Here is a 21025-nt window from a genome sequence, read left to right on the forward strand (position 1 = left end):
TCGACGGACCGACGGCGGACGGTGTGTCCACGGGCCGACGGTAGGCGAAGGGGCCGGACGCCGTCGCGGCGCGACGGCCGAAGGGGACGGAGGCAGGACGGCGATGGCACGGAACATCCAGTCGCTCGAACGGGCGGCCGCGATGCTGCGGCTGCTCGCGGGCGGCGAGCGGCGGCTGGGCCTGTCGGACATCGCCTCGTCCCTGGGGCTGGCCAAGGGCACCGCGCACGGCATCCTGCGCACCCTCCAGCAGGAGGGCTTCGTCGAGCAGGACGAGGCGTCCGGGCGCTACCAGCTCGGCGCGGAGCTGCTGCGGCTCGGCACCACCTACCTGGACGTGCACGAGCTGCGCGCGCGGGCGCTGGTCTGGACGGACGACCTGGCCCGCTCCAGCGGGGAGAGCGTGCACCTGGGCGTGCTGCACCAGCAGGGCGTGCTGGTCGTGCACCACGTCTTCCGCCCCGACGACAGCCGCCAGGTGCTGGAGATCGGGGCCATGCAGCCGCTGCACTCCACGGCGCTGGGCAAGGTGCTGTCGGCGTACGACCCGGTGGCGCACAGCGAGGCGCTGGAGGCCGACCGCAAGGCGTTCACGGACCGCACGGTGTGCGACCTGGACGCCTTCGAGCAGATCCTCGACCTCACGCGCGCGCGGGGGTACGCCGCCGACGTGGAGGAGACCTGGGAGGGCGTCGCGTCCATCGCCGCACCCATCCACGACCGGCGCCGGATGCCGGTCGGCTCGGTGGGCATCACGGGGGCGGTGGAGCGGGTGTGCCGGGACGGTGAGCTGCGCCCGGAGCTGATCGCGGCGGTGCGGGACTGCGCCCGCGCGGTCTCCCGCGACCTGGGCGCCGGGCGGTTCTGAGGGGCGCGGGCAGGTCACGGCCGCGTCACGCGCGAGGGGCCGGAACGTCGGAGGACGTTCCGGCCCTCGTCCTTTTCCGACCCAAAACAGCCCCTTTCCGACCCGAAACATCGGTGACCCGCGGCGATCAATAACGATCGCACTTTCCCCATCAGAACTCTTGACGCCCGTGGAACCCCAGAGCAAGACTCCCGTCCATCGGTCGACAATGTCGAACACCTACCGGCAATAGACGTTAGAGTGTGACGACGCCAAAGGACAAAGGAGTCGCGGGTGTCCAGCTCCGACATCTTCATCGGCGAGACCATCGGTACCGCCGTGCTCATCCTCCTCGGCGGTGGCGTGGTGGCCGCCGTGGTGCTCAAGGCCTCCAAGGCCCGCAACGCCGGCTGGCTCGCGATCACCTTCGGGTGGGGCTTCGCGGTGCTGACCGCCGTCTACACCACCGCGCCCCTGTCGGGCGCCCACCTGAACCCCGCGGTGACCCTGGGCATCGCGATCAAGGACGGTGAGTGGGGCGACGTCCCCACCTACTGGGCCGGACAGCTCCTCGGCGCCATGATCGGCGCGGCGCTGGTCTGGGTCGCCTACTACGGGCAGTTCCAGGCCCACCTCACCGACAAGGAGATCGTCGGCGGTCCGGGCGCGCAGGCCACCCAGGCCAAGGCGGTCCAGGCGCAGGAGACGGGCGCTGGACCGGTTCTGGGCGTGTTCTCGACCGGTCCTGAGATCCGCAACGCGGTGCAGAACATGGCGACGGAGATCCTCGGCACCTTCGTGCTGGTGCTCGCCGTGCTCACCCAGGGCCTGAACGACGAGGGCAACGGCCTGGGCACGCTGGGCGCGCTGATCACCGCGCTGGTCGTGGTCGGCATCGGTCTGTCGCTGGGCGGGCCGACCGGCTACGCCATCAACCCGGCCCGTGACCTGGGCCCGCGCATCGTGCACGCGCTGCTGCCGCTGCCGAACAAGGGCGGTTCCGACTGGAGCTACGCCTGGGTCCCGGTCGCCGGACCGCTGATCGGCGGCGCGCTCGCGGCGGGTCTCTACAAGCTCGCCTTCGTCTGACAGTTCCCCTTGCAAGCTGTCGAGCACGCACACGCGCGTACCGCCCTCGTAACCCACGGACCTCTCAGGAGTTCACAGTGACCGACGCCCACACCGCCGGCATCGCCTCCCACGGCCAAGGGCCGTTCATCGCCGCCATCGACCAGGGCACCACGTCCTCCCGGTGCATCGTCTTCGACCGGGACGGCCGGATCGTCTCCGTCGACCAGAAGGAGCACGAGCAGATCTTCCCCAAGCCGGGCTGGGTCGAGCACGACGCCACCGAGATCTGGACCAACGTCCAGGAAGTCGTCGCCGGGGCCGTCGCCAAGGCCGGGATCACCCGCGACGACATCAAGGCCATCGGCATCACCAACCAGCGCGAGACCACCGTGCTGTGGGACAGGAACACGGGTGAGCCCGTCCACAACGCCATCGTCTGGCAGGACACCCGCACCGACGCCCTCTGCAAGGAGCTGGGCCGCAACGTCGGCCAGGACCGCTTCCGCCGCGAGACCGGCCTCCCCCTGGCCTCCTACTTCGCCGGGCCCAAGGCCCGCTGGCTGCTCGACAACGTCGACGGCCTCAAGGAGCGCGCCGAGGCGGGCGACATCCTCTTCGGCACCATGGACACCTGGGTCATCTGGAACCTCACCGGCGGCGTCAACGGCGGCCAGCACGTCACCGACGTCACCAACGCCTCCCGCACCCTGCTGATGAACCTGCACACCATGCAGTGGGACGCCAAGATCGCGGAGTCCATCGGCGTGCCGCTGGCGATGCTCCCGGAGATCCGCTCCTCCGCCGAGGTGTACGGCGAGATCACCGGCGGCAAGCTCGGCGACCTGCTCGGCGGCATCCCGGTCGCCTCCGCGCTCGGTGACCAGCAGGCGGCCCTGTTCGGACAGACCTGCTTCTCCGAGGGCGAGACCAAGTCGACCTACGGCACCGGCACCTTCATGGTGATGAACACCGGCGACAAGATCATCAACTCCTACAGCGGGCTGCTGACCACCGTCGGCTACAAGATCGGCGACCAGGACACCGTCTACGCCCTGGAAGGCTCCATCGCCGTCACCGGCTCGCTGGTGCAGTGGATGCGCGACCAGATGGGCCTGATCTCCACCGCCGCCGAGATCGAGACCCTCGCCCTGTCCGTCGAGGACAACGGCGGCGCCTACTTCGTGCCCGCCTTCTCCGGCCTGTTCGCCCCCTACTGGCGCTCCGACGCCCGTGGCGTCATCGCGGGTCTCACCCGCTACGTCACCAAGGCGCACCTGGCCCGCGCGGTGCTGGAGGCCACCGCCTGGCAGACCCGCGAGATCGCGGACGCCATGACCAAGGACTCCGGCGTCGAACTGACCGCCCTGAAGGTCGACGGCGGCATGACCAGCAACAACCTGCTGATGCAGACCCTCGCCGACTTCCTGGACGCCCCCGTGGTGCGCCCCATGGTCGCGGAGACCACCTGCCTCGGCGCCGCCTACGCCGCCGGACTCGCCGTCGGCTTCTGGAACAGCACCGACGACCTGCGCGCCAACTGGCGCCGGGCCGCCGAGTGGACCCCCCGCATGGACGCGGACACCCGCGAACGTGAGTACAAGAGCTGGCTCAAGGCCGTCGAACGGACCATGGGCTGGATCGACGACGAGAGCTGACGAAACACCTGACGAAGAGCCGTCGGGAGTCCGCTCCCGGCGGCTCTGATGAGGAGTAGCAACCCGACATGACCAGTCAGTCCACCCTCCAGTCCGTGCCTGCCCTCGGCACCCGCCCGGCCTCGGGCGCCAACCCCGGCCGCGCCGAGGTCCGCGAGCAGCTCTCCAAGGCGTCGTACGACCTCCTCGTAATCGGCGGCGGCATCCTGGGCATCTCCACCGCCTGGCACGCCGCGCAGTCCGGCCTGAGGGTGGCCCTGGTCGACGCCGGTGACTTCGCCGGCGCCACCTCCTCCGCCTCCTCCAAGCTCCTGCACGGCGGCCTGCGCTACCTCCAGACCGGCGCCGTGAAGCTGGTGGCGGAGAACCACTTCGAGCGCCGCGCGGTCTCCCGCCAGGTCGCCCCGCACCTGGCGAACCCGCTCACCTTCTACCTCCCCGTGTACAAGGGCGGACCGCACGGCGCCGCGAAGCTGGGGGCCGGTGTCTTCGCGTACTCGGCGCTGTCCGCGTTCGGCGACGGCGTCGGCCACCTCCTCTCCCCCACCCGCGCCCAGGCCGACGTGCCCGAGCTGCGCACCGAGAACCTCAAGGCCGTGGCCGTCTACGGCGACGACCAGATGAACGACGCCCGGATGGCGCTGATGACGGTCCGCGCCGCCGTCGACGCGGGCGCCGTCGTCCTCAACCACGCCGAGGTCACCGGGCTGCGGTTCACCCGGAACCGGGTGACCGGCGCCGAGCTGCGCGACCGGCTCACCGGTGAGGAGTTCGGGGTGACCGCCCGGCTGGTGCTGAACGCCACCGGCCCCTGGGTCGACCACCTGCGCCGCATGGAGGACCCGAACGCGGCGCCGTCCATCCGGCTGTCCAAGGGCGCCCACCTGGTGCTGAAGCGGACCTCCCCGTGGAAGGCGGCGCTGGCCACCCCGATCGACAAGTACCGCATCACCTTCGCCCTCCCCTGGGAGGACATGCTGCTGCTCGGCACCACCGACGAGGAGTACGAGGGCGACCCGGCCGACGTCGCCGTCAACGACAAGGACATAGCCCAGATCCTCGACGAGGCCGCGTTCTCCATCCGCGACCAGCAGCTCGACCGGGACCTGATCACGTACGCGTTCGCGGGGCTGCGGGTGCTGCCGGGCGGGCCCGGCGACACCGCCAAGGCCAAGCGGGAGACCGTCGTCACCGAGGGCCGCGGCGGGATGCTGTCCATCGCGGGCGGCAAGTGGACGACCTTCCGGCACATCGGCCGCACCGTGATGCGGAAGCTGGAGTCGCTGCCGGGCCACCCGCTGGGCGACGACTTCGAGCCGATCTCGGCGCTGCCGAAGAAGCTGCCGCTGCCCGGCATCGCCAACCCGCGCGCGGTCGCCCACCGGCTGCTCACCGACCGCCCGGCGCCCGGCCCGCGCATGGCGCCGGACACCGCGCGGCACCTGGCCACCCACTACGGCTCGCTCGCCTTCGACATCGCCCGGATCGCCAACGAGGACCCCGAACTCGCGAAGCGCGTCCACCCCGACGCCCCGGAGATCTGGGCGCAGGTCGTCTGGGCCCGGGACCACGAGTGGGCCGAGACGGCGGACGACGTGCTGCGCCGCCGGACCACCCTGACCATCCGCGGGCTGGCCACGGACGACGTCCGCGCGAGGGTCCAGGGCCTGCTCGACGAGAAGTAGCGTCGGGCCGGACGGGGGGACGAAGGGGGCGGCTCCACCCCGACGGGGCCGCCCCCTTCGTATGTCGTCGGTCATAATGCGCGCAGACATCGGATGTCTACGACGGTGTCTTGCGTGCTTGCGCGACCGTACGACCGTGGGAGGCCGACGATGGCAGTGACCGACGAGGCGATCGAGAAGATCAAGGGCATGATCGTCTCCGGTGCGCTGCGGCCCGGCGACCGGCTGCCCAAGGAGAGCGAACTCGCCGCGGACCTCGGACTGTCCCGCAACTCCCTGCGCGAGGCGGTGCGCGCCCTGTCGCTGATCCGGATCCTGGACGTGCGGCAGGGCGACGGCACGTACGTCACCAGCCTCGATCCGCGGCTGCTCCTAGAGGCGCTGAGCTTCGTCGTGGACTTCCACCGGGACGACACGGTGCTGGAGTTCCTCGGGGTGCGGCGCATCCTGGAGCCCGCCGCCACCGCGCTCGCCGCGTCCCGGATCACGGTGGCCGAACTCGACGCGCTGGCCGGGCGGTTGGACGCGCTGGGCGCGGCCCCCTCGGTGGAGCAACTGGTCGCCTGCGACCTGGAGTTCCACCGGGCCATCGGGCAGGCGTCCGGCAACTCGGTGCTGTCGTCCCTGCTCGACGGCCTGTCCGGCCCCACGACGCGGGCCCGGGTCTGGCGCGGTCTGACCCAGCGGGACGCCGTCAGCCGCACCCTGCACGAGCACCGCGCGATCCTCGCCGCGCTGCGCGACCGGGACGCCGAGGCGGCGCGGTCGTGGGCGACCGTGCACATCGCGAGCGTGGAGCAGTGGCTGCGCGGCGCGCTGGGGACACCGCGTGACAGCTCAGCCTCACAGCTCGGATGAATCGGTGGGTGTTCCGGGGTGATGATCGGGGCAGTGATCCGTTCACTGCCCCGTGCAAGGGGGCTGCGGGCGCCCCCGCGGAACGCCGTAAGGTTGGGACGTCAGGCGAGGGCACGTCGGAAGGAGGCACTGGGTGATCGAGCTAGAGGGGGTTCCCGAGCTGATCGACCCAGTCATGGTGGCCGCGTTCGAGGGCTGGAACGATGCCGGCGACGCCGCCTCCACCGCGGTCGCGCATCTCGAGAGGGAGTGGAAGGGCGAGGTGTTCGCGGCGCTGGACGCCGAGGACTACTACGACTTCCAGGTCAACCGCCCCACGGTGTGGATGGACGCGGGCGTCCGCAAGATCACATGGCCGACGACGAGACTGTCGGTGGTGCGGGTCGGCGGCGACAAGCCCCGCGACCTGGTGCTGGTGCGGGGCATCGAACCCTCCATGCGCTGGCGGTCGTTCTGCAACGAGCTGCTGGGCTTCGCCCACGAGCTGGGCGTGGAGCTGGTGGTGATCCTGGGCGCGCTGCTCGGGGACACCCCACACACCCGTCCGGTGCCGATCAGCGGGACCACGTCGGACGCCGACCTGGCCCGGCGGATGGACCTGGAGGAGACCAAGTACGAGGGCCCCACGGGCATCGTCGGCGTCCTCCAGGAGGCGTGCACGCACGCGGGCGTCCCGGCGGTGTCGCTGTGGGCCGCCGTACCGCACTACGTGTCGCAGCCGCCCAACCCGAAGGCGACGCTGGCGCTGCTGAACCGGCTGGAGGACCTGATCGACGTCCGCATCCCGCTGGGCGAGCTGCCGGAGGACGCGCGCGCCTGGCAGGTGGGCGTGGACCAGCTCGCGGCGGAGGACAGCGAGGTCGCCGAGTACGTCCAGACGCTGGAGGAGGCCCGGGACACCGCCGAGCTGCCGGAGGCGTCGGGTGAGGCGATCGCGCGGGAGTTCGAGCGGTATCTGCGGCGCCGGGACGGCGGCGGGCCGGGTACCGGTCCCGGGGGGCACGCCACGGACGGCGGTGACGGTCCGCCGTTCCTGCGGGACAACCCGAGTGAGCGGACACGTCCGCCGAAGCCACCGAAGCCGGGGGCGGCGGACGAGGACGATTCCTCGGAGGAGTGAGAGAAGGGGCGCTTCCCTGACGGGAGCGCCCCTTCGTCGTGTGCCTGCCGCTAGAGCGCCACGCCGAGCAGTGCGTCGGCCGCCCGCGACACGACGCCGGGGGCGCCGGTGTCCGTGCCGCCGTGCTGCTCCTGGCGGGCCACCCAGCGGTCGACCGCGGCGAGCGCGGCCGGGGCGTCCAGGTCGGCGGCGAGCGCGTCGCGGACCTCCTCGACCAGCGTCTCGGCGGGCGGGCCGTCGGGCCGGGACACCGCCGCGCGCCAGCGGGCGAGGCGCGCCTCGGCGTCCCGCAGCACGTCGTCGGTCCACTCCCAGTCGGCGCGGTAGTGGTGGGCGAGGAGCGCCAGCCGGATGGCGGCCGGGTCGACGCCGTCGCGGCGCAGTTGGGAGACGAAGACCAGGTTGCCCTTGGACTTCGACATCTTCTCGCCGTGCAGCGCGACCATGCCCGCGTGCACGTACGCCTTGGCCATCGGGAACTCGCCGGTCAGCACCTGGGCGTGCGAGGCGCCCATCTCGTGGTGCGGGAAGGCGAGGTCGGAGCCGCCGCCCTGGACGTCGAAGCCCATGCCGAGGTGGTCGAGGGCGATGGCGACGCACTCGATGTGCCAGCCGGGGCGGCCGGGGCCGAGGGAGCCGCCGTCCCAGCTCGGCTCGCCCTCGCGGGCCGCCATCCACAGCATCGGGTCCAGCGGGTTCTTCTTGCCGGGGCGGTCCGGGTCGCCGCCGCGCTCGGCGGACAGGTGCCGCATGGTGGCGGCGTCGAGGCCGGAGACCTTGCCGAAGTCGGCGTCGGACTCGACCGAGAAGTAGATGTCGCCGTCCAGCTCGTAGGCGGCGCCCATGTCCCGCAGCCGCTCCACCAGCGGCACGATGCCGGGTATGGCCTCCACGGCGCCGATGTAGTGCCGCGGCGGGATCATGCGCAGCGCGGTCATGTCCTCGCGGAACAGGGCGGTCTCCTGCTCGGCGAGGGCCACCCAGTCGACGTTGTCGCGCTCCGCGCGCTGGAGCAGCGGATCGTCGACGTCGGTGACGTTCTGGACGTAGTGGACCTGCCGCTTGTTGTCGAGCCACACGCGCTGCACGAGGTCGAACGCGTTGTAGGTCGCCGCGTGCCCGATGTGGGTCGCGTCGTACGGGGTGATGCCGCAGACATAGATGCGGGCGACTGGACCGGGGTCAAGGGTGACCAGGGCACCGGTCGCGGTGTCGTGGATCCTGAGGTCGCGGCCCTGACCGGGCAGGGCGGGGACCTCGGAAGCGGGCCAGGCATACATGTCATGAGCCTAACCGGACTGGAGTTCCGTATACGACCCGGACCAGGGACCGCTGGCCGGGAAGGCGGTCTTGCGCGATCCCGGCCCGTGTGCCCTGTGCGGCGCGTCCTACACCGGCGGCCAGGGGATGGCGGGCCATTCGCCGCTGGGTTCGGGGTGGGTGCGGGTGGTGCGGAGTACGTCGACACGCGCGCGTGTCGCGTCGAGTTCGGCGGCGGTGATCAGGCCGGTGAGGCGGTCGGTGAGGGTGCCGCCGGGTCTCAGCTCCTCGCTGAGCCGGTCGAGGACGGTGACGGCCTCCTCGGTGAGGGGCTCCCCGGCCCAGCCCCACAGCAGGGTGCGCAGCTTGTTCTCGGTGTGGAAGGTGACGCCGTGGTCGATGCCGTACAGGTGTCCCGTGGCGGTGGGCAGCAGGTGGCCGCCCTTGCGGTCGGCGTTGTTGATCACGGCGTCGAGGACGGCGAGGCGCCGCAGCCGCTCGTCGTCGGCGTGCACGAGCAGGGCGGTCCTGTCCTCGGCGACCTCGGCGAGCCCGATCGCCTTCCAGCCGGGCTCCGGCTCCTCCGCGTCGACCAGGGCGAGCAGCTCGGCGCCGGGGACGGCCTCGATCCACAACTGGACCATGCCCTCGCCGTAGGGGCCGTCGCGCAGCACCGTCGGGGGGACGAGGTCCCAGCCGGTGGCCTCGGAGACGAGGTAGGCCGCGACCTCGCGGGCGGCGAGGGTGCCGTCGGGGAAGTCCCACAGGGGGCGCTCCCCCGCGACCGGCTTGTAGACGCAGGCGGCCTCCTGGCCCTCGTGGGCGACCGTGCAGTACAGGGCCGCGTTGGAGGCGTCCCGGATCCGGCCCCGGACGGTCAGTTCGCCCTCGGTGAGCAGTTCCGCGGGACTCACGCTGAGCGGCGGTATCCGTTCTGGCGCGGACATACGTGTCCTTCCGGGTCGAGCGGCAGACTGCACAGCGGGCACGGCGGCCTGCCCGCGTTGACGACGTCGAGGGCGCGCTTGGCGAAGGCCCTGGCCTGGGCGCCGGTGAGGCGGACCCGCAGCATCGGGGGGCCGTTCTCCTCGTCCTGGAGCAGCCGTTCCTCGGCCTCCGCGAGGTCCTCGTCGGTGTCGGCGTCCAGTTCCACCAGGGCCTGCGCCTCGACGATCATGCGCTGTTCCTCGCCGTCCCAGGCGAGGGCCATGGTGCCGACCCGGAACTCCTCCTCGACGGGGGTGTCCAGGGGGGCGGTGTCGTGGATCTCCGAGGGCGCCACGGCCGGGACGGAGGCGCTGCCGCCGCTGCGGCGCACGACCTCGTCGAGGAGTTCGTCCATGCGCTCGGCGAGCGCTGCGACCTGGGTCTTCTCCAGGGCCACACTGGTGGTGCGGGCGCCCGCGGTGGCCTGGAGGAAGAAGGTACGGCGCCCGGGTAGTCCGACCGTACCGGCCACGAAACGGTCCGGTTGGTCGTAGAGGAACACCTGACGGGACACGTCCTGTCTCCATTGAAGTCGTGAGTGGGGAGTCTTCGGTGGGGGCTGGCGGGTGGGGGCGGGGGCTGCTGAGGTCGGTTCACCCTACTGCGGTCGACGATCACGGTGCGCCCGCGCCGCCGCCGACCGGGGCGTCGCCGGTCGGGGGTTCCTCCCTCGGTGCCAGCGACGCGAAGTCGCCGGTGTCGCCGAGCCGTAGGAGGAAGGGCCGCAGCCGGGTGTAACGGATCGCGGTGATGGAACACGGTTCGACGGAGATCCGCTGGAAGAGGTCGAGATGGAGTCCGAGCGCGTCCGCCACGAGGGACTTGATGATGTCCCCGTGCGAGCACATCAGGTACACGGCGTCGGCGCCGTGGTCGCGCTCCACGCGCGCGTTCCACTCGCGTACCGCCTCGGCGGCCCGGGTCTGCATGGACCGCATGGACTCGCCGCCGGGGAACGCCGCGGCGGACGGGTGCGCCTGGACGACCTCCATCAGCGGCTCGTCCTTCAGCTCGGCCAGCTTGCGGCCGGACCAGTCGCCGTAGTGGCACTCCCCGATCCGGTCGTCGGTGTGGACGGGCACTTCGGGGCGGGCGTCCAGGAGGGGCCCGAGGGTCTCCTGGCAGCGTTGCAGGGGGCTGGTGACGATCTCGGCGAGCGGCAGCTCGGCGAGGCGTCCGGGGAGCGCGGCGGCCTGGGCCGCGCCGCGCTCGTCGAGTCCGACACCGGGCGTCCACCCGGCGAGCAGTCCCTCGGTGTTGGCGGTGGAACGTCCGTGCCGGACCAGGATCAGCGTGGGCATGTCGCCCAGGGTAGGCGTACCGCGTGCCGTGGCGGCGGCCCGGCGAGGAGGGAGTGCGTTCCGTGATCGTCGACTGTGCCGTGTACCGCGAGGGGCGGCGGACCGAGGGGCCGGGGGACTTCTCCGCGGCGCTGGCGGACGCGCGGGCCGCGGGCGGGTTCGTGTGGATCGGCCTGTACGAGCCCGACGAACGGGAGCTGGGCCGGGTCGCCGAGCAGTTCGGGCTGCATCCGCTGGCCGTCGAGGACGCCCTGAAGGCCCATCAGCGGCCCAAGCTGGAGGTGTACGACGACTCGCTGTTCCTGGTGCTGAAGCCGGTCGTGTACGAGCCGGAGAGCGACGCCGTCTCCACCGGTGAGGTGCTGACCTTCCTCGGCGACGGCTTCGTGGTGACCGTCCGGCACGGCGAGGGGCTGCCGCTCGGTCCGGTGCGGCGGCGGCTGGAGCGGGAGCCGGAGATGCTCGGGCAGGGGGCGACGACGGTGCTGTACGCCATCGCGGACGCCGCCGTCGACCGCTATCTGGACGTGGCCACCGAGCTGTCCACCGATCTGGAGGAGCTGGAGGCGGAGGTCTTCTCGGAGGACGGGGGCCGGTCCCGGCATGTCTCCTCGCGGATCTACAACTTCAAGCGGCAGGTTCTGGAGTTCCGGCGGGCCAGCGGGCCGCTCGCGCTGCCGCTGAGCCGGCTGGCGGGTGTGAACGGGGTGGCGCCGCCGTTCGTCGAGGAGAGCGCGCGGCCGTTCTTCCGGGACGTGTACGACCACCTGACGCGCGTGAACGAGTCGGTGGAGGGGCTGGACCGGCTGGTGTCGGACGTGCTGTCGGCGCACCTGGCGCAGATGAGCGTGCGGCAGAACGACGACATGCGGAAGATCTCCGCGTGGGCCGCCATGGCCGCGATCCCCACGATGGTCGCGGGGATCTACGGCATGAACTTCCGCCATATGCCGGAGCTGGGGTGGAGGTGGTCGTACCCGGTGCTGGTGGCGGTGATGGTGGTGCTGGAGATGGGGGTGTTCCGGCTGTTCAAGCGGCGGGGCTGGCTGTGAGCGGCGGTCGCCCCGCCGTCAGGCGAACTCGGGGGCGGGCGGGGGTGTGGGGCCGCCGAGGGCGTCGCGGTGCTCCGGCATCCGCAGGGAGACCATGCGGCGCCAGCCGCCGAGGCGTTCGTACGCGTACACGGCGTGGATGCCGAACGCCAGGAGCGCCGCCTTCGGCCTGGGCCAGCCCAGGACGCGGCCCATGTGGGCCATCACGGCGAGGCTGACGTCCCGGTAGATCCGGATCTCCGCGAGGGCGCACTCGCGCAGGGTGCGCTGGATGGTGCGGCCGTGTCCGGCGCGGGCGAAGCGGAGGAGTTCCTCGTGGCAGTAGGCGAGGTGGTTGTCCTCGTCGGCGGAGATCATCCGGACCGCTCGGCCCACGTCGGGGTGGTCGGCGAAGTGCCTGCGCAGCAGTTCCATCTGCTCGGAGGCGCGCTGTTCGGTGACCCTGCTGTGGGCGAGGTAGGTGACGATGTCCTGGACGGTGAGGGGCTGGTCGCCCTTGAGCTTGTCGTGGGCCAGGCCGATGCCGTGCTGTTCGAGGAGCATGGTGTAGTCGGTCTCCGGGGGGACCGGGACCGGTTCCAGGTGGCGCTTCTTCAGCAGCGCGGTGAAGATCCGCCCGTGCTTGTCCTCGTCCGCGCCATGGCGGGTGATCTTGGGGGCGAGGGCGCGCTCGCTGTCCGGGACGAGCGCGGCGATGCGGGCGTTCTCCCAGCCGCCCTGGGCCTCGCCGCTGGCGGCGATGGAGCAGAACAGGCGGAACGACTCGTCGTTGTCGAGGATCTCCTGGAACAGACTCTTGGCCGAAAGCATCCGTGGGCACCTCTCTGCCGTGCGCGGCCTCCGTGGGATCCGGGTCCGTAAAGGACGAGTCAAATGGGCGGGGGGTGGTGTCGCAACCGGTGTGTCGGACAACTCCGTCGAAAGGATGACGTGACGGGGCCCGCGCGTGGGGCGTTGTTCCGCGTGACGGCCGTGGCGGGGTCGACCCCCGAGCCCCCACCACGGCCGTGGGAACGTGTGTTGGACGGAGGGGCGTCAGGCGAGGCCCGCGCGCTCCAGGGCCTCGGTGCCCGCGCGCAGGGCGGTGAGCCGCTCGTCCAGGGTGAAGCCCGCGGGGGCGAGGGTGAGGGTGGTGACCCCGGCGGCGGCGTACGCCTTCATCCGGTCGGCGATGCGGTCCACCGAGCCGAGCAGGGTGGTCTTGTCGATCAGGTCGTGCGGTACGGCGGTGGCGGCGCCCTGCTTGTCGCCGGAGAGGTACTTGTCCTGGATCTCGGCGGCGGCCTCCTCGTAGCCCATGCGCTGGGCGAGCTGGTTGTAGAAGTTCTGCTTGCGGCTGCCCATGCCGCCGACGTAGAGGGCGGTGTAGGGGCGGAAGGTGTCCGCGAGGGCGGGGACGTCCTTGTCGTCGCCCACGGCGAGCGGGACGGTGGGGCAGACGTCGAAGCCGTCGAGGGTCCGGCCGGTCTTCTCGCGGCCCGCGCGGATGTGCCGGATCGCGGTCTCCTCCAGGTGTTCGGCGGAGGGGAAGATCAGCAGGGCGCCGTCGGCGATCTCGCCGGTCTGTTCGAGGTTCCTGGGGCCGATGGCGGCGATGTAGAGGGGGATGTGCTCGCGCGTGGGGTGCACGGTGAGCTTGATGGGCTTGCCGGGGCCGCCGGGAAGGGGGAGGGTCCAGTGCTCGCCGTCGTGGGTGAGGCGCTCGCGGGACATGGCCTTGCGGACGATGTCGACGTACTCGCGCGTGCGGGCGAGGGGCTTGTCGAACTTGACGCCGTACCAGCCCTCGGAGACCTGCGGTCCGGAGACGCCGAGGCCCAGGCGGAAGCGGCCTCCGGAGAGGGAGTCGAGGGTGGCGGCGGTCATGGCGGTCATCGCGGGCTGGCGGGCCGGGATCTGGAAGATGGCCGAGCCGACGTCGATGCGGGTGGTCTGGGCGGCGACCCAGGTGAGTACGGTGGCGGCGTCCGAGCCGTAAGCCTCGGCGGCCCAGCAGACGGCGTACCCGAGGCGGTCGGCTTCCTGCGCCACGGCGAGGTTGTCGGCGTCCATACCGCCGCCCCAGTAGCCGAGGTTGATCCCGAGCTGCATGGCCGTTCCCCTTACTGGTCAGTAACGTCCCTTGTCGGGGAACCTTAGCGTGTGCCGCCCTCCGGAGGGCCGCGCCAGATCCGTTGTCCGTAGGCAACCCACACCGTAGGTTCTGGCCAGTAATCTCGGCGTTCATGGAGCAGAGGCATCTCGGCCGTACCGGCCTGCGTGTGTCCCGTATCGGACTCGGGACCCTTACCTGGGGCCGGGAACCCGACGAGCACGACGCGGCGGACCTGCTGAAGACGTTCTGGGAGGCGGGCGGGAGCCTCGTCGACACGGCGGACGTCTACGGGGACGGCGAGGCCGAGTACCTGCTCGGGCGCCTCATAGACGGCCTGGTCCCCCGCCGGGACCTGGTCATCTCCACCAAGGCGGGCAGCGTGCCCGACCCGGACCGCCGGTTCAACGGCTCCCGCGCCCACCTGCTCGCCGCCCTCGACGCCTCGCTGGCCCGCCTCGGCACCGACTACGTCGACCTGTGGCACGTCCACGCCTACGACGCCGACACCCCCCTGGAGGAGACCCTCCAGGCCCTCGACCTCGCGGTGAGCAGCGGCCGGGCCCGCTACGCCGGGGTCTCCAACTTCTGCGGCTGGCAGCTCGCCAAGGCCGCCACCTGGCAGCTCGCGGCGCCGGGCACCCGCACCCGGCTGGCCAGCACGCAGATGGAGTACTCCCTGCTCCAGCGCGGCGTGGAGCGCGAGGTGCTGCCCGCCGCGCTGGACCTCGGCGTCGGCCTGCTCCCCTCGTCGCCGCTGGGCCGTGGCGTGCTCACCGGCAAGTACCGCACCGCGACGCCCGCGGACTCCCGGGGCGCCTCGGAGCACCTCGCCCCGTTCGTCGAGCCGTACCTCGACGACACGGCCAGCCGGATCGTGGACGCGGTGGCGACCGCCGCCGACGGGCTCGCGGTGACCCCGCTCCAGGTCGCCCTGGCCTGGGTCCGCGACCGGCCCGGCGTGGTGGCGCCGATCATCGGGGCGCGCAACGCGCAGCAGCTCACGGCGGCGTTGTCAGTGGAGGCGCTTAGTCTTCCTGACGAGATCTGCCGGGCGCTGGACGATGTGTCGGCGCCCGTGCACCGCTATCCCGATCACGACTGGAGCACGCTGTGAGCACCGAGCCGGAGACCACCGAGGACGGCACGCCGGAGGGCACCGCTGAGGTGTCCGAGGCGCAGGCCGAGCTGGAGGCGCAGCGCGTCGAGCGGGAGCGGATCGAGCGGCGCAAGGCGGAGAAGCGGGGGCCGGTCGAGAGCGGCGCCAAGCTCAGCGGCACCGCCGCCGAACTGCTCGCCGCGGTGCGGGCCGTGGAGAGCGGGGCGAAGCCCGTGGGTCCGGTCTTCGCCGAGGAGAAGCCGGTACGGCGGCCCGCGGCACCGGAGCCCGCGCGGCGGGCGGCGCCGCCGCGGCCCGCGGTCGTGGCCCGGTCCGCGCCCGACGCGGACCGGGTGGCCGCCGTGCGGGACGTGCTGGTGGCGGGCGGCGCGCCCGAGGCGCTGGCCGCGCCGGTGGCGCTGGCGCTCGGGGAGGGCGCCGAGGACGTCCTGCGGGCCGATCCATGGCAGTTGCTGCGGGTGCCCGGGGTGCGGCCCGAGCAGGCCGACGGGTTCGCGCGGGCGCTGCTCGGCGCGGAGTCCTCGCCGGGCGACGAGCGGCGTGGGCGGGCCCTCACCGGGTGGCTGCTGGAGCAGGCCGCGCTCGCCGGGCACACGGCGCTGGAGCTGCCCGCCCTGACCGCCGCGCTGGCCCAGCGCGGGGTGCCCGACGCGGACGCCGCGGTGCAGGACGCGCTCGCGGAGGGCGACGCCCTCGCCTTCCAGGACGCCCTCGACCCCGCCGCCGGGGCGCAGGAGGACGCCGAGGGTGAGGAGCGGCCCGTACGGGTGCTGGTGGGGCTTGAGCGGTACGCGCTGGCCGAGGAGAGTCTCGCCGACGGGCTGGCCCGGCTGGTCAACTCCGTGCCCAAGGGCGGTGGTTCGGCCGAGGAGTGGGAGCGGGCCGCCGCGGGGGGCGGCGGGGCCGCCGGGGAGCTGGCGCGGACCGTGGCCGGGCACGGGCTGGTGCTGCACACCGGGGGTGAGGCGTCGCGGGGCGAGTCCGCCGTGTTGCTGCGGGCCGCCCGGGAGGTCGGGTTGCGGGCCTGGGCCGCCGCCCACAGTCCCCTCGGGCGGGACCGGTTCGCCGCCCTGGCCGGGGAGGCGGTGGCCGGGGTCGTGACGGTGGCCGGGCTGCTCGCCGGGGCGGAGGGCCCCGGGCGGGACGCGGAGGGGGCGCTCGACCTGGACCTGCTGGTGGTGCTCGACGCCCCGCAGCTCGACGTGGAGACCGCCGCCCTGCTGGTGGAGTCGCTGCCGGACGGGGTGCGGCTGGTGCTGGGCGGCGATCCCGGGGTGCTGTGGTCCGTGGGCGCCGGGCGGGTGTTCGCGGACCTGCTGGCCGCGCGGACCTGCCCGCGGGTCGCCTCGCGGACGCCTGATCCCGGGCCGCTCGGTGAGCTGGTGTCGGGCGTCGGCGTCGGTGAGCTGACCCAGGTCGAGGCGCCCGGCAAGGAGGTCGTGATCGTGCCGGTGCGGGACGCCGGGGAGGCCGTCCACCGCACCGTGCAGCTCGTGGCGGACTCGGTGCCCCGGGCGATCGGGGTGCCCGCGGAGGAGACGGTCGTCATCACACCGGGGCACGGGGGCGCCGCCGGTACCCGCGTGCTGAACGCGGCGCTGAAGGAGCGGCTCAACCCCGGTCCGGGGCGGTTCGGCGGGTTCGACGCCGGGGACCGGGTCGTCTACTCCCCCGTTCCCGGGCGGGTGCTGCCGGGTGTGGTCGTGGGCGCCGACCGTGACGGGCTGCGGCTGTCCTGCTCGGGCGCGGAGGTCGTCGTGCCGCGCGAGCGGGTCGAGGGGTGGGTGCGGCACGGGTGGGCGCTGACCGCGCACCAGGCCGTGGGCGGGCGCTGGCCCGCCGTGGTCGTCGTCCTGCCCGGTGACGCCGCCGCGGCCCTCAGTCGGCCGTGGGTCTACACCGCCTTCGGGCGGGCCGAGCGGCACCTGTCGGTCGTGCAGGGGGTGGAGCAGGCCCTGCCCCGGGCCGTCGCCGAGGTGGCGGCCAAGCCCCGCACGACCCGCCTGCCGGTGCTGCTGGCGGCGGCACGGGGGCTGGAGCAGGGGGCGGAGCAGGCGTAGACGGCGGAGGCGGGCGGACGGCGGGGGCCCTACGGCCCTCCGACCGCCCGCCCGGTGTCCGGTCCTCTAGCAGTTCACGTCCGGTTCTCTAGCGGTCCGCGTCCAGGGGCTCCAGGTCCTCGTCCTCGTCCAGTTCCAGTTCCGCTTCCAGGTCGTCGTCATCGTCGTCGTCGGTGAGTTCCTCGTCGAAGACCGCGCTGACGTCGAAGCGGCAGACCACCCGCTGCGGATCGGCGTTCTCGAACGGGGCCTCCAGCCATTCGCCGGGGTCCGCCGGTTCGTCCGCGGCCGTGACCCACATCGTGGAGTCGCCCTCCTCCAGGCCGAACTCCTTGTGCCGGGAGGCGATCTCGTCCGGCTCGAACTCGCCGAAGAGGATGCCGAGCGCCCCGTGCACGGTGGCCGCCGCCTCCACCCCGCTGCCGTCGTCGTCCGCCGCCTCCACCCGCTGGGCCTGGGACAGCAGCCGCTGCGGTTCCACCACGGTGTAGTCGCGGCGGATCAGCACGCTCAGCGCGCTGGGCTCCTCCGGGCCGGTGTACGGCGGCAGGGCGTCCTCCGCGCCGGGGATCTCGAAGGGCGTGACCTCGTCGTAGCGGTCGTACAGCAGCTCGTCGTACGCCTCCGCGGCGGCGGCCAGCTCGTTGAACGCCTCGTAGACGCCCGGGTCGTCCTCACCCGACCGCCCTTCGACCGCGGCGAGATGGCGGTCGAGCGCGGTCTTGACCGCCTCGGCGGCGGCGCGTACCTCGGCAGCGGTGGGCTGCGCAGCATCAGACATAGTGCAGACGCTATCCGCACCCGGCCTCTGCCCGCACAATAGATGCGATGCCGGAATACGAATTTGTCGACGTGTACGTGCCGCGCGGGGTCTCCCGCAAGGAGACGGCGCGTCTGCTGACGGACCATGCGGAGTACGGGCACTGGGAGTTGCACCGTCTGAGCCTGCTGCGGGACGGCAGTCGCAGGGTGCGCCTGCGGCGGCGGATCATCCGCCAGGTGCGGGCCACGTGGTGACGTAGGCCACGGACGGGGCGGAGCGGGCCCCTAGGGGGAGCCCGCTCCAAGTTGTGCCGCTACGAGGGGTTTTGTACGGGTTACCGCGTGGCCCGCGCCCTGCGGTAGAGGACCGCTCCGGCCAGCAGCGCGCCCGCGCCCAGCGGCACGGCGGCGCCGAGCGGGAGGCCGCTGCCGGTCTCCGCGAGCTGGGCGTCGGTCTGGGGCTGGGTGGCGCCGGTCTGGGCGCCCGGACGGTTGCCGGACGGGGAGCCGGGCGGGGTGGCGGAGTCGTCCGGGGGCGTGGAGTCACCGGGGGCGGGGGTGTCGTCGTCCGTGGGCGGGTTCTCCGGCCGGGGCGGCTCCACCGGGTTACCCGGATTGCCGGGGTTACCCGGGTTGTCAGGGTTTCCGGGGTTGCCCGGGTTCCCGGGGTTACCCGGGTTGCCGGGGTTCCCGGGGTTGCCAGGGTTGCCCGGCTCCTCCGGGCCCGGCGGCGGGGGCGTGGGGTGGCCGCCCCCGTGGTGGCCGCCGTTGGCGCAGGAGTTGCCCGTCGCCGGGTTGGCCACGCCGCCCACGTCGACGCTGTTGCCGCAGACGTTCACCGGGACGTGCACCGGCGCCTGGACGTTGTTGCCCGAGCCGACGCCCGGGGAGTCGGAGGCGTGACCCTCCGCCTGCGCGCCGCCCGCGTGCCCGCCGCCGCCCTCGTTGGCGCAGGAGTTGCCCGCGGCCGGGTTGAGGACGCCGACGACGTTGACGGTGTTGCCGCAGACGTTGACCGGTGCGTGGACCGGGGCCTGCACGCTGTTGCCGGACAGTACGCCGGGTGAGCCGGACGCCGTGCCGTGGGCGCCCGAACCGGAGGTGGCGTGCGCGGGGGCGCCCACCGCGGCGATCACGCCGGTCGCCGCCGCCACGGTCATCAGGCCCTTGCGGGTGACCTGTCGCATGTGCTGAGTTCCTGCCTTCGCCTTGTGCCGAGTTCCTCGGCCTGCCGTATCGCGGAAAGGAAGCGGAGGGAGTGGAAGGAGCCGAGGGGGCGCGGAACGGAATCCGTCGGCCCCGGAGCGCATGGCGCGCGCTCCGGGGCCGACGGGCGGGTCCGGACCCTAGGTCACACCCTCACGAGGGGGTGGTCACGTCACTTGTTGATGCACACGTTGCCGAAGGCGGGGTTCAGCACGCCGATCACCGAGATCGTGTTGCCGCAGACGTTCACCGGGACGTGCACGGGCACCTGGACGACATTGCCGGACGCCACACCCGGGGAGTGGACCGCGGCACCCTGGGCGCCGGAGTCGGCGACGGCGAGGCCCGCGCCCGCGAGGACGAGACCACCGGTGGCGGCAGCGGCGGCGACGATCTTCTTGATCATTTATTCCTCCTTGTTGGCAATGCGATCCCATGAAGCTGATCGCACCAGCAGTAACGAGGAGGGACTAATAGAGCTACGACCCTATGAGCGCATTCACCCTTCCCAGTCGCGACCGCACGCGCGGCCGAATAGTGGAGTGTCGTTTCACCGGGTCATTCAGGACGCGTCGAGGAAGCGGTCGAGCACCCGTACGCCGAACTTCAGGCCGTCCACGGGGACCCGCTCGTCGACGCCGTGGAACATTCCGGCGAAGTCCAGCTCCGGCGGGAGCCGCAGCGGCGCGAAGCCGAAGCAGCGGATGCCGAGGTCGTCGAAGGACTTGGCGTCGGTGCCGCCGGAGAGCATGTAGGGCACCGCGCGGGCGATGGGGTCCTCGGCGCCGAGCGCGGTCTGCATGGCGTCGACGAGCCTGCCGTCGAAGTCGGTCTCCAGCGCCTTGTCGGCGTGCACGTCCTCGCGCCGGACCCGCGGGCCGAGGATGCGGTCGAGGTCGGCGAGGAACTCCTCCTCGTACCCCGGCAGGAAGCGGCCGTCGACGTGGGCGGTGGCCTGGCCGGGGATGACGTTGACCTTGTACCCGGCGCCGAGCATGGTCGGCGCGGCCGAGTTGCGCAGGGTGGCGCCGACCATCTTGGCGATGCCGCCGAGCTTGGCGAGGGTGGCGTCCATGTTCTCGGGGTCGAGTTCGGTGCCGAGGGCGTCGGAGAGTTCGTCGAGGAAGGAGCGGACGGTCTTGGTGACCCGTACCGGCCAGGTGTGGCGGCCGAGGCGGCCGACGGCCTCGCACAGCTCGGTGATGGCGTTGTCGTCGTTGGTCATGGAGCCGTGGCCCGCGGTGCCGTCGACCGTCAGGCGCATCCAGTGCATCCCCTTCTGCGCGGTCTCCACGAGGTAGAGGCGCAGGTTCTCGTTGACGGTGAAGGAGAAGCCGCCGACCTCGCCGATCGCCTCGGTGACGCCCTCGAAGAGGTCGGGGTGCTTGTCGACGAGGTACTTCGCGCCGTAGGTGCCGCCCGCCTCCTCGTCCGCGAGGAAGGCGAGGACGACGTCACGCGGCGGCTTGCGTCCGCTGCGGAGCCGGTCGCGGACGACGGCGAGGGTCATGGCGTCCATGTCCTTCATGTCGACGGCGCCCCGCCCCCACACGCAGCCGTCCGCGATCTCGCCGGAGAACGGGTCGTGGGTCCAGTCCGCGGCGTTGGCGGGGACGACGTCGGTGTGGCCGTGGATGAGCAGCGCGGGCCGGGACGGGTCCTCGCCCTCGATGCGGGCGACGGTGGAGGCGCGGCCGGGGTGGGACTCGATGATCCGGGGTTCGAGGCCGACCTCGGCGAGCTTCTCGGCGACGTACTCGGCGGCGGCGCGTTCGCCGGGTCCAGTGGTCGCCGTAGTTGCTGGTGTCGATGCGGATGAGGTCGCGGCAGAGGTCCACGACCTCGTCCTCGCCGGTGACGTTGCTGGTCGTGCCCTGCTGGCTCACGGTGGGTACCTCCCGCTGGTGCTGCTGACGGATGCCCCTCATCCTCTCTCCGGGGCGGGGCGC

Annotated in this window: 19 protein-coding genes and 1 pseudogene; 10 read left to right on the forward strand and 10 right to left on the reverse strand. The window is 72.5% G+C overall.

Going from position 1 to position 21025, the window contains the following annotated elements; genetic code table 11:
• Positions 1-103: 103 nt before the first annotated feature.
• From ACFQZ6_RS06565 to ACFQZ6_RS06590, 6 genes are all read left to right on the forward strand, one after another.
• Positions 104-868, forward strand: a complete 765-nt coding sequence (locus tag ACFQZ6_RS06565) for an IclR family transcriptional regulator (RefSeq protein ID WP_381605547.1) — start codon at positions 104-106, stop codon at positions 866-868.
• 273 nt (positions 869-1141) lie between these two features.
• The gene (locus ACFQZ6_RS06570) at positions 1142-1936 is read left to right on the forward strand and encodes an MIP/aquaporin family protein (RefSeq protein WP_381605549.1); all 795 of its coding nucleotides are present in this window, start codon (positions 1142-1144) and stop codon (positions 1934-1936) included.
• Positions 1937-2013: 77 nt separating this feature from the next.
• The gene (gene glpK / locus ACFQZ6_RS06575; RefSeq protein WP_381605550.1) at positions 2014-3573 is read left to right on the forward strand and encodes a glycerol kinase GlpK; all 1560 of its coding nucleotides are present in this window, start codon (positions 2014-2016) and stop codon (positions 3571-3573) included.
• A 68-nt stretch (positions 3574-3641) separates the two neighbouring features.
• Entirely contained in the window at positions 3642-5258 is a 1617-nt protein-coding gene (locus ACFQZ6_RS06580; protein WP_381605552.1) for a glycerol-3-phosphate dehydrogenase/oxidase, read from the forward strand.
• A gap of 150 nt (positions 5259-5408) precedes the next feature.
• Entirely contained in the window at positions 5409-6116 is a 708-nt protein-coding gene (locus ACFQZ6_RS06585) for a FadR/GntR family transcriptional regulator (protein WP_381605554.1), read from the forward strand.
• Positions 6117-6249: 133 nt separating this feature from the next.
• Positions 6250-7236 carry a PAC2 family protein gene (locus ACFQZ6_RS06590; RefSeq protein WP_381605556.1) on the forward strand — a complete coding sequence of 329 codons (987 nt, stop codon included), beginning with the start codon at positions 6250-6252 and terminating at the stop codon, positions 7234-7236.
• A 50-nt stretch (positions 7237-7286) separates the two neighbouring features.
• Here ACFQZ6_RS06590 and mshC read toward each other — a convergent pair whose 3' ends face one another.
• The 4 genes from mshC to ACFQZ6_RS06610 form a co-directional block, all read right to left on the reverse strand.
• The gene (mshC, locus tag ACFQZ6_RS06595) at positions 7287-8516 is read right to left on the reverse strand and encodes a cysteine--1-D-myo-inosityl 2-amino-2-deoxy-alpha-D-glucopyranoside ligase (protein ID WP_381605558.1); all 1230 of its coding nucleotides are present in this window, start codon (positions 8514-8516) and stop codon (positions 7287-7289) included.
• Positions 8517-8624: 108 nt separating this feature from the next.
• Positions 8625-9443 carry an SCO1664 family protein gene (locus tag ACFQZ6_RS06600; RefSeq protein WP_381605560.1) on the reverse strand — a complete coding sequence of 273 codons (819 nt, stop codon included), beginning with the start codon at positions 9441-9443 and terminating at the stop codon, positions 8625-8627.
• Positions 9407-9997, reverse strand: a complete 591-nt coding sequence (locus ACFQZ6_RS06605; RefSeq protein ID WP_381605562.1) for a DUF3090 domain-containing protein — start codon at positions 9995-9997, stop codon at positions 9407-9409. The genes ACFQZ6_RS06600 and ACFQZ6_RS06605 overlap by 37 nt, the downstream gene beginning before the upstream one ends.
• A 100-nt stretch (positions 9998-10097) precedes the next feature.
• Positions 10098-10784, reverse strand: coding sequence for a histidine phosphatase family protein (locus ACFQZ6_RS06610; protein WP_381605564.1), 687 nt, complete (start codon positions 10782-10784; stop codon positions 10098-10100).
• 62 nt (positions 10785-10846) lie between these two features.
• On the opposite strand from ACFQZ6_RS06610, the gene corA reads away from it, so the two are divergent.
• Positions 10847-11836 carry a magnesium/cobalt transporter CorA gene (gene corA / locus ACFQZ6_RS06615; protein ID WP_381605566.1) on the forward strand — a complete coding sequence of 330 codons (990 nt, stop codon included), beginning with the start codon at positions 10847-10849 and terminating at the stop codon, positions 11834-11836.
• Between the two features lie 18 nt (positions 11837-11854).
• On the opposite strand, the gene ACFQZ6_RS06620 is transcribed toward corA, so the two are convergent.
• Positions 11855-12646: a ferritin-like domain-containing protein gene (locus ACFQZ6_RS06620; protein ID WP_381605568.1), complete on the reverse strand. Its 792-nt coding sequence runs from the start codon at positions 12644-12646 to the stop codon at positions 11855-11857.
• Between the two features lie 225 nt (positions 12647-12871).
• Positions 12872-13927: an LLM class F420-dependent oxidoreductase gene (locus ACFQZ6_RS06625; protein ID WP_381605570.1), complete on the reverse strand. Its 1056-nt coding sequence runs from the start codon at positions 13925-13927 to the stop codon at positions 12872-12874.
• A gap of 134 nt (positions 13928-14061) precedes the next feature.
• Here ACFQZ6_RS06625 and ACFQZ6_RS06630 point away from each other — a divergent pair, with 134 nt between their 5' ends.
• On the forward strand, positions 14062-15045 hold the full coding sequence (locus ACFQZ6_RS06630; protein WP_381605572.1) for an aldo/keto reductase: 984 nt from the start codon (positions 14062-14064) through the stop codon (positions 15043-15045).
• Positions 15030-17108: a helix-hairpin-helix domain-containing protein gene (locus ACFQZ6_RS06635; RefSeq protein WP_381618112.1), complete on the forward strand. Its 2079-nt coding sequence runs from the start codon at positions 15030-15032 to the stop codon at positions 17106-17108. Before ACFQZ6_RS06630 ends, ACFQZ6_RS06635 begins: the two co-directional genes overlap by 16 nt.
• Positions 17109-17196: 88 nt before the next feature.
• Here ACFQZ6_RS06635 and ACFQZ6_RS06640 read toward each other — a convergent pair whose 3' ends face one another.
• Entirely contained in the window at positions 17197-17889 is a 693-nt protein-coding gene (locus tag ACFQZ6_RS06640) for a hypothetical protein (RefSeq protein ID WP_381605574.1), read from the reverse strand.
• A gap of 47 nt (positions 17890-17936) precedes the next feature.
• Here ACFQZ6_RS06640 and ACFQZ6_RS06645 point away from each other — a divergent pair, with 47 nt between their 5' ends.
• Entirely contained in the window at positions 17937-18125 is a 189-nt protein-coding gene (locus ACFQZ6_RS06645; RefSeq protein WP_094055315.1) for a DUF5703 family protein, read from the forward strand.
• An 80-nt stretch (positions 18126-18205) separates the two neighbouring features.
• Here ACFQZ6_RS06645 and ACFQZ6_RS06650 read toward each other — a convergent pair whose 3' ends face one another.
• The 3 genes and pseudogenes from ACFQZ6_RS06650 to ACFQZ6_RS06660 all read right to left on the reverse strand — a co-directional run bounded on the left by ACFQZ6_RS06650 (position 18206) and on the right by ACFQZ6_RS06660 (position 21004).
• A complete protein-coding gene (locus tag ACFQZ6_RS06650; RefSeq protein ID WP_381605576.1) occupies positions 18206-19057 on the reverse strand; it encodes a chaplin in 852 nt (283 codons plus the stop codon).
• Positions 19058-19248: 191 nt separating this feature from the next.
• A complete protein-coding gene (gene chpH, locus ACFQZ6_RS06655; RefSeq protein WP_381605578.1) occupies positions 19249-19482 on the reverse strand; it encodes a chaplin ChpH in 234 nt (77 codons plus the stop codon).
• A gap of 156 nt (positions 19483-19638) precedes the next feature.
• A pseudogene (locus ACFQZ6_RS06660) lies at positions 19639-21004 on the reverse strand (M20/M25/M40 family metallo-hydrolase).
• Between the last annotated feature and the right edge of the window lie 21 nt (positions 21005-21025).

Origin of the sequence: Streptomyces flavalbus, from assembly GCF_042674625.1 — a bacterium.
GTDB lineage: Bacteria > Actinomycetota > Actinomycetes > Streptomycetales > Streptomycetaceae > Streptomyces > Streptomyces flavalbus.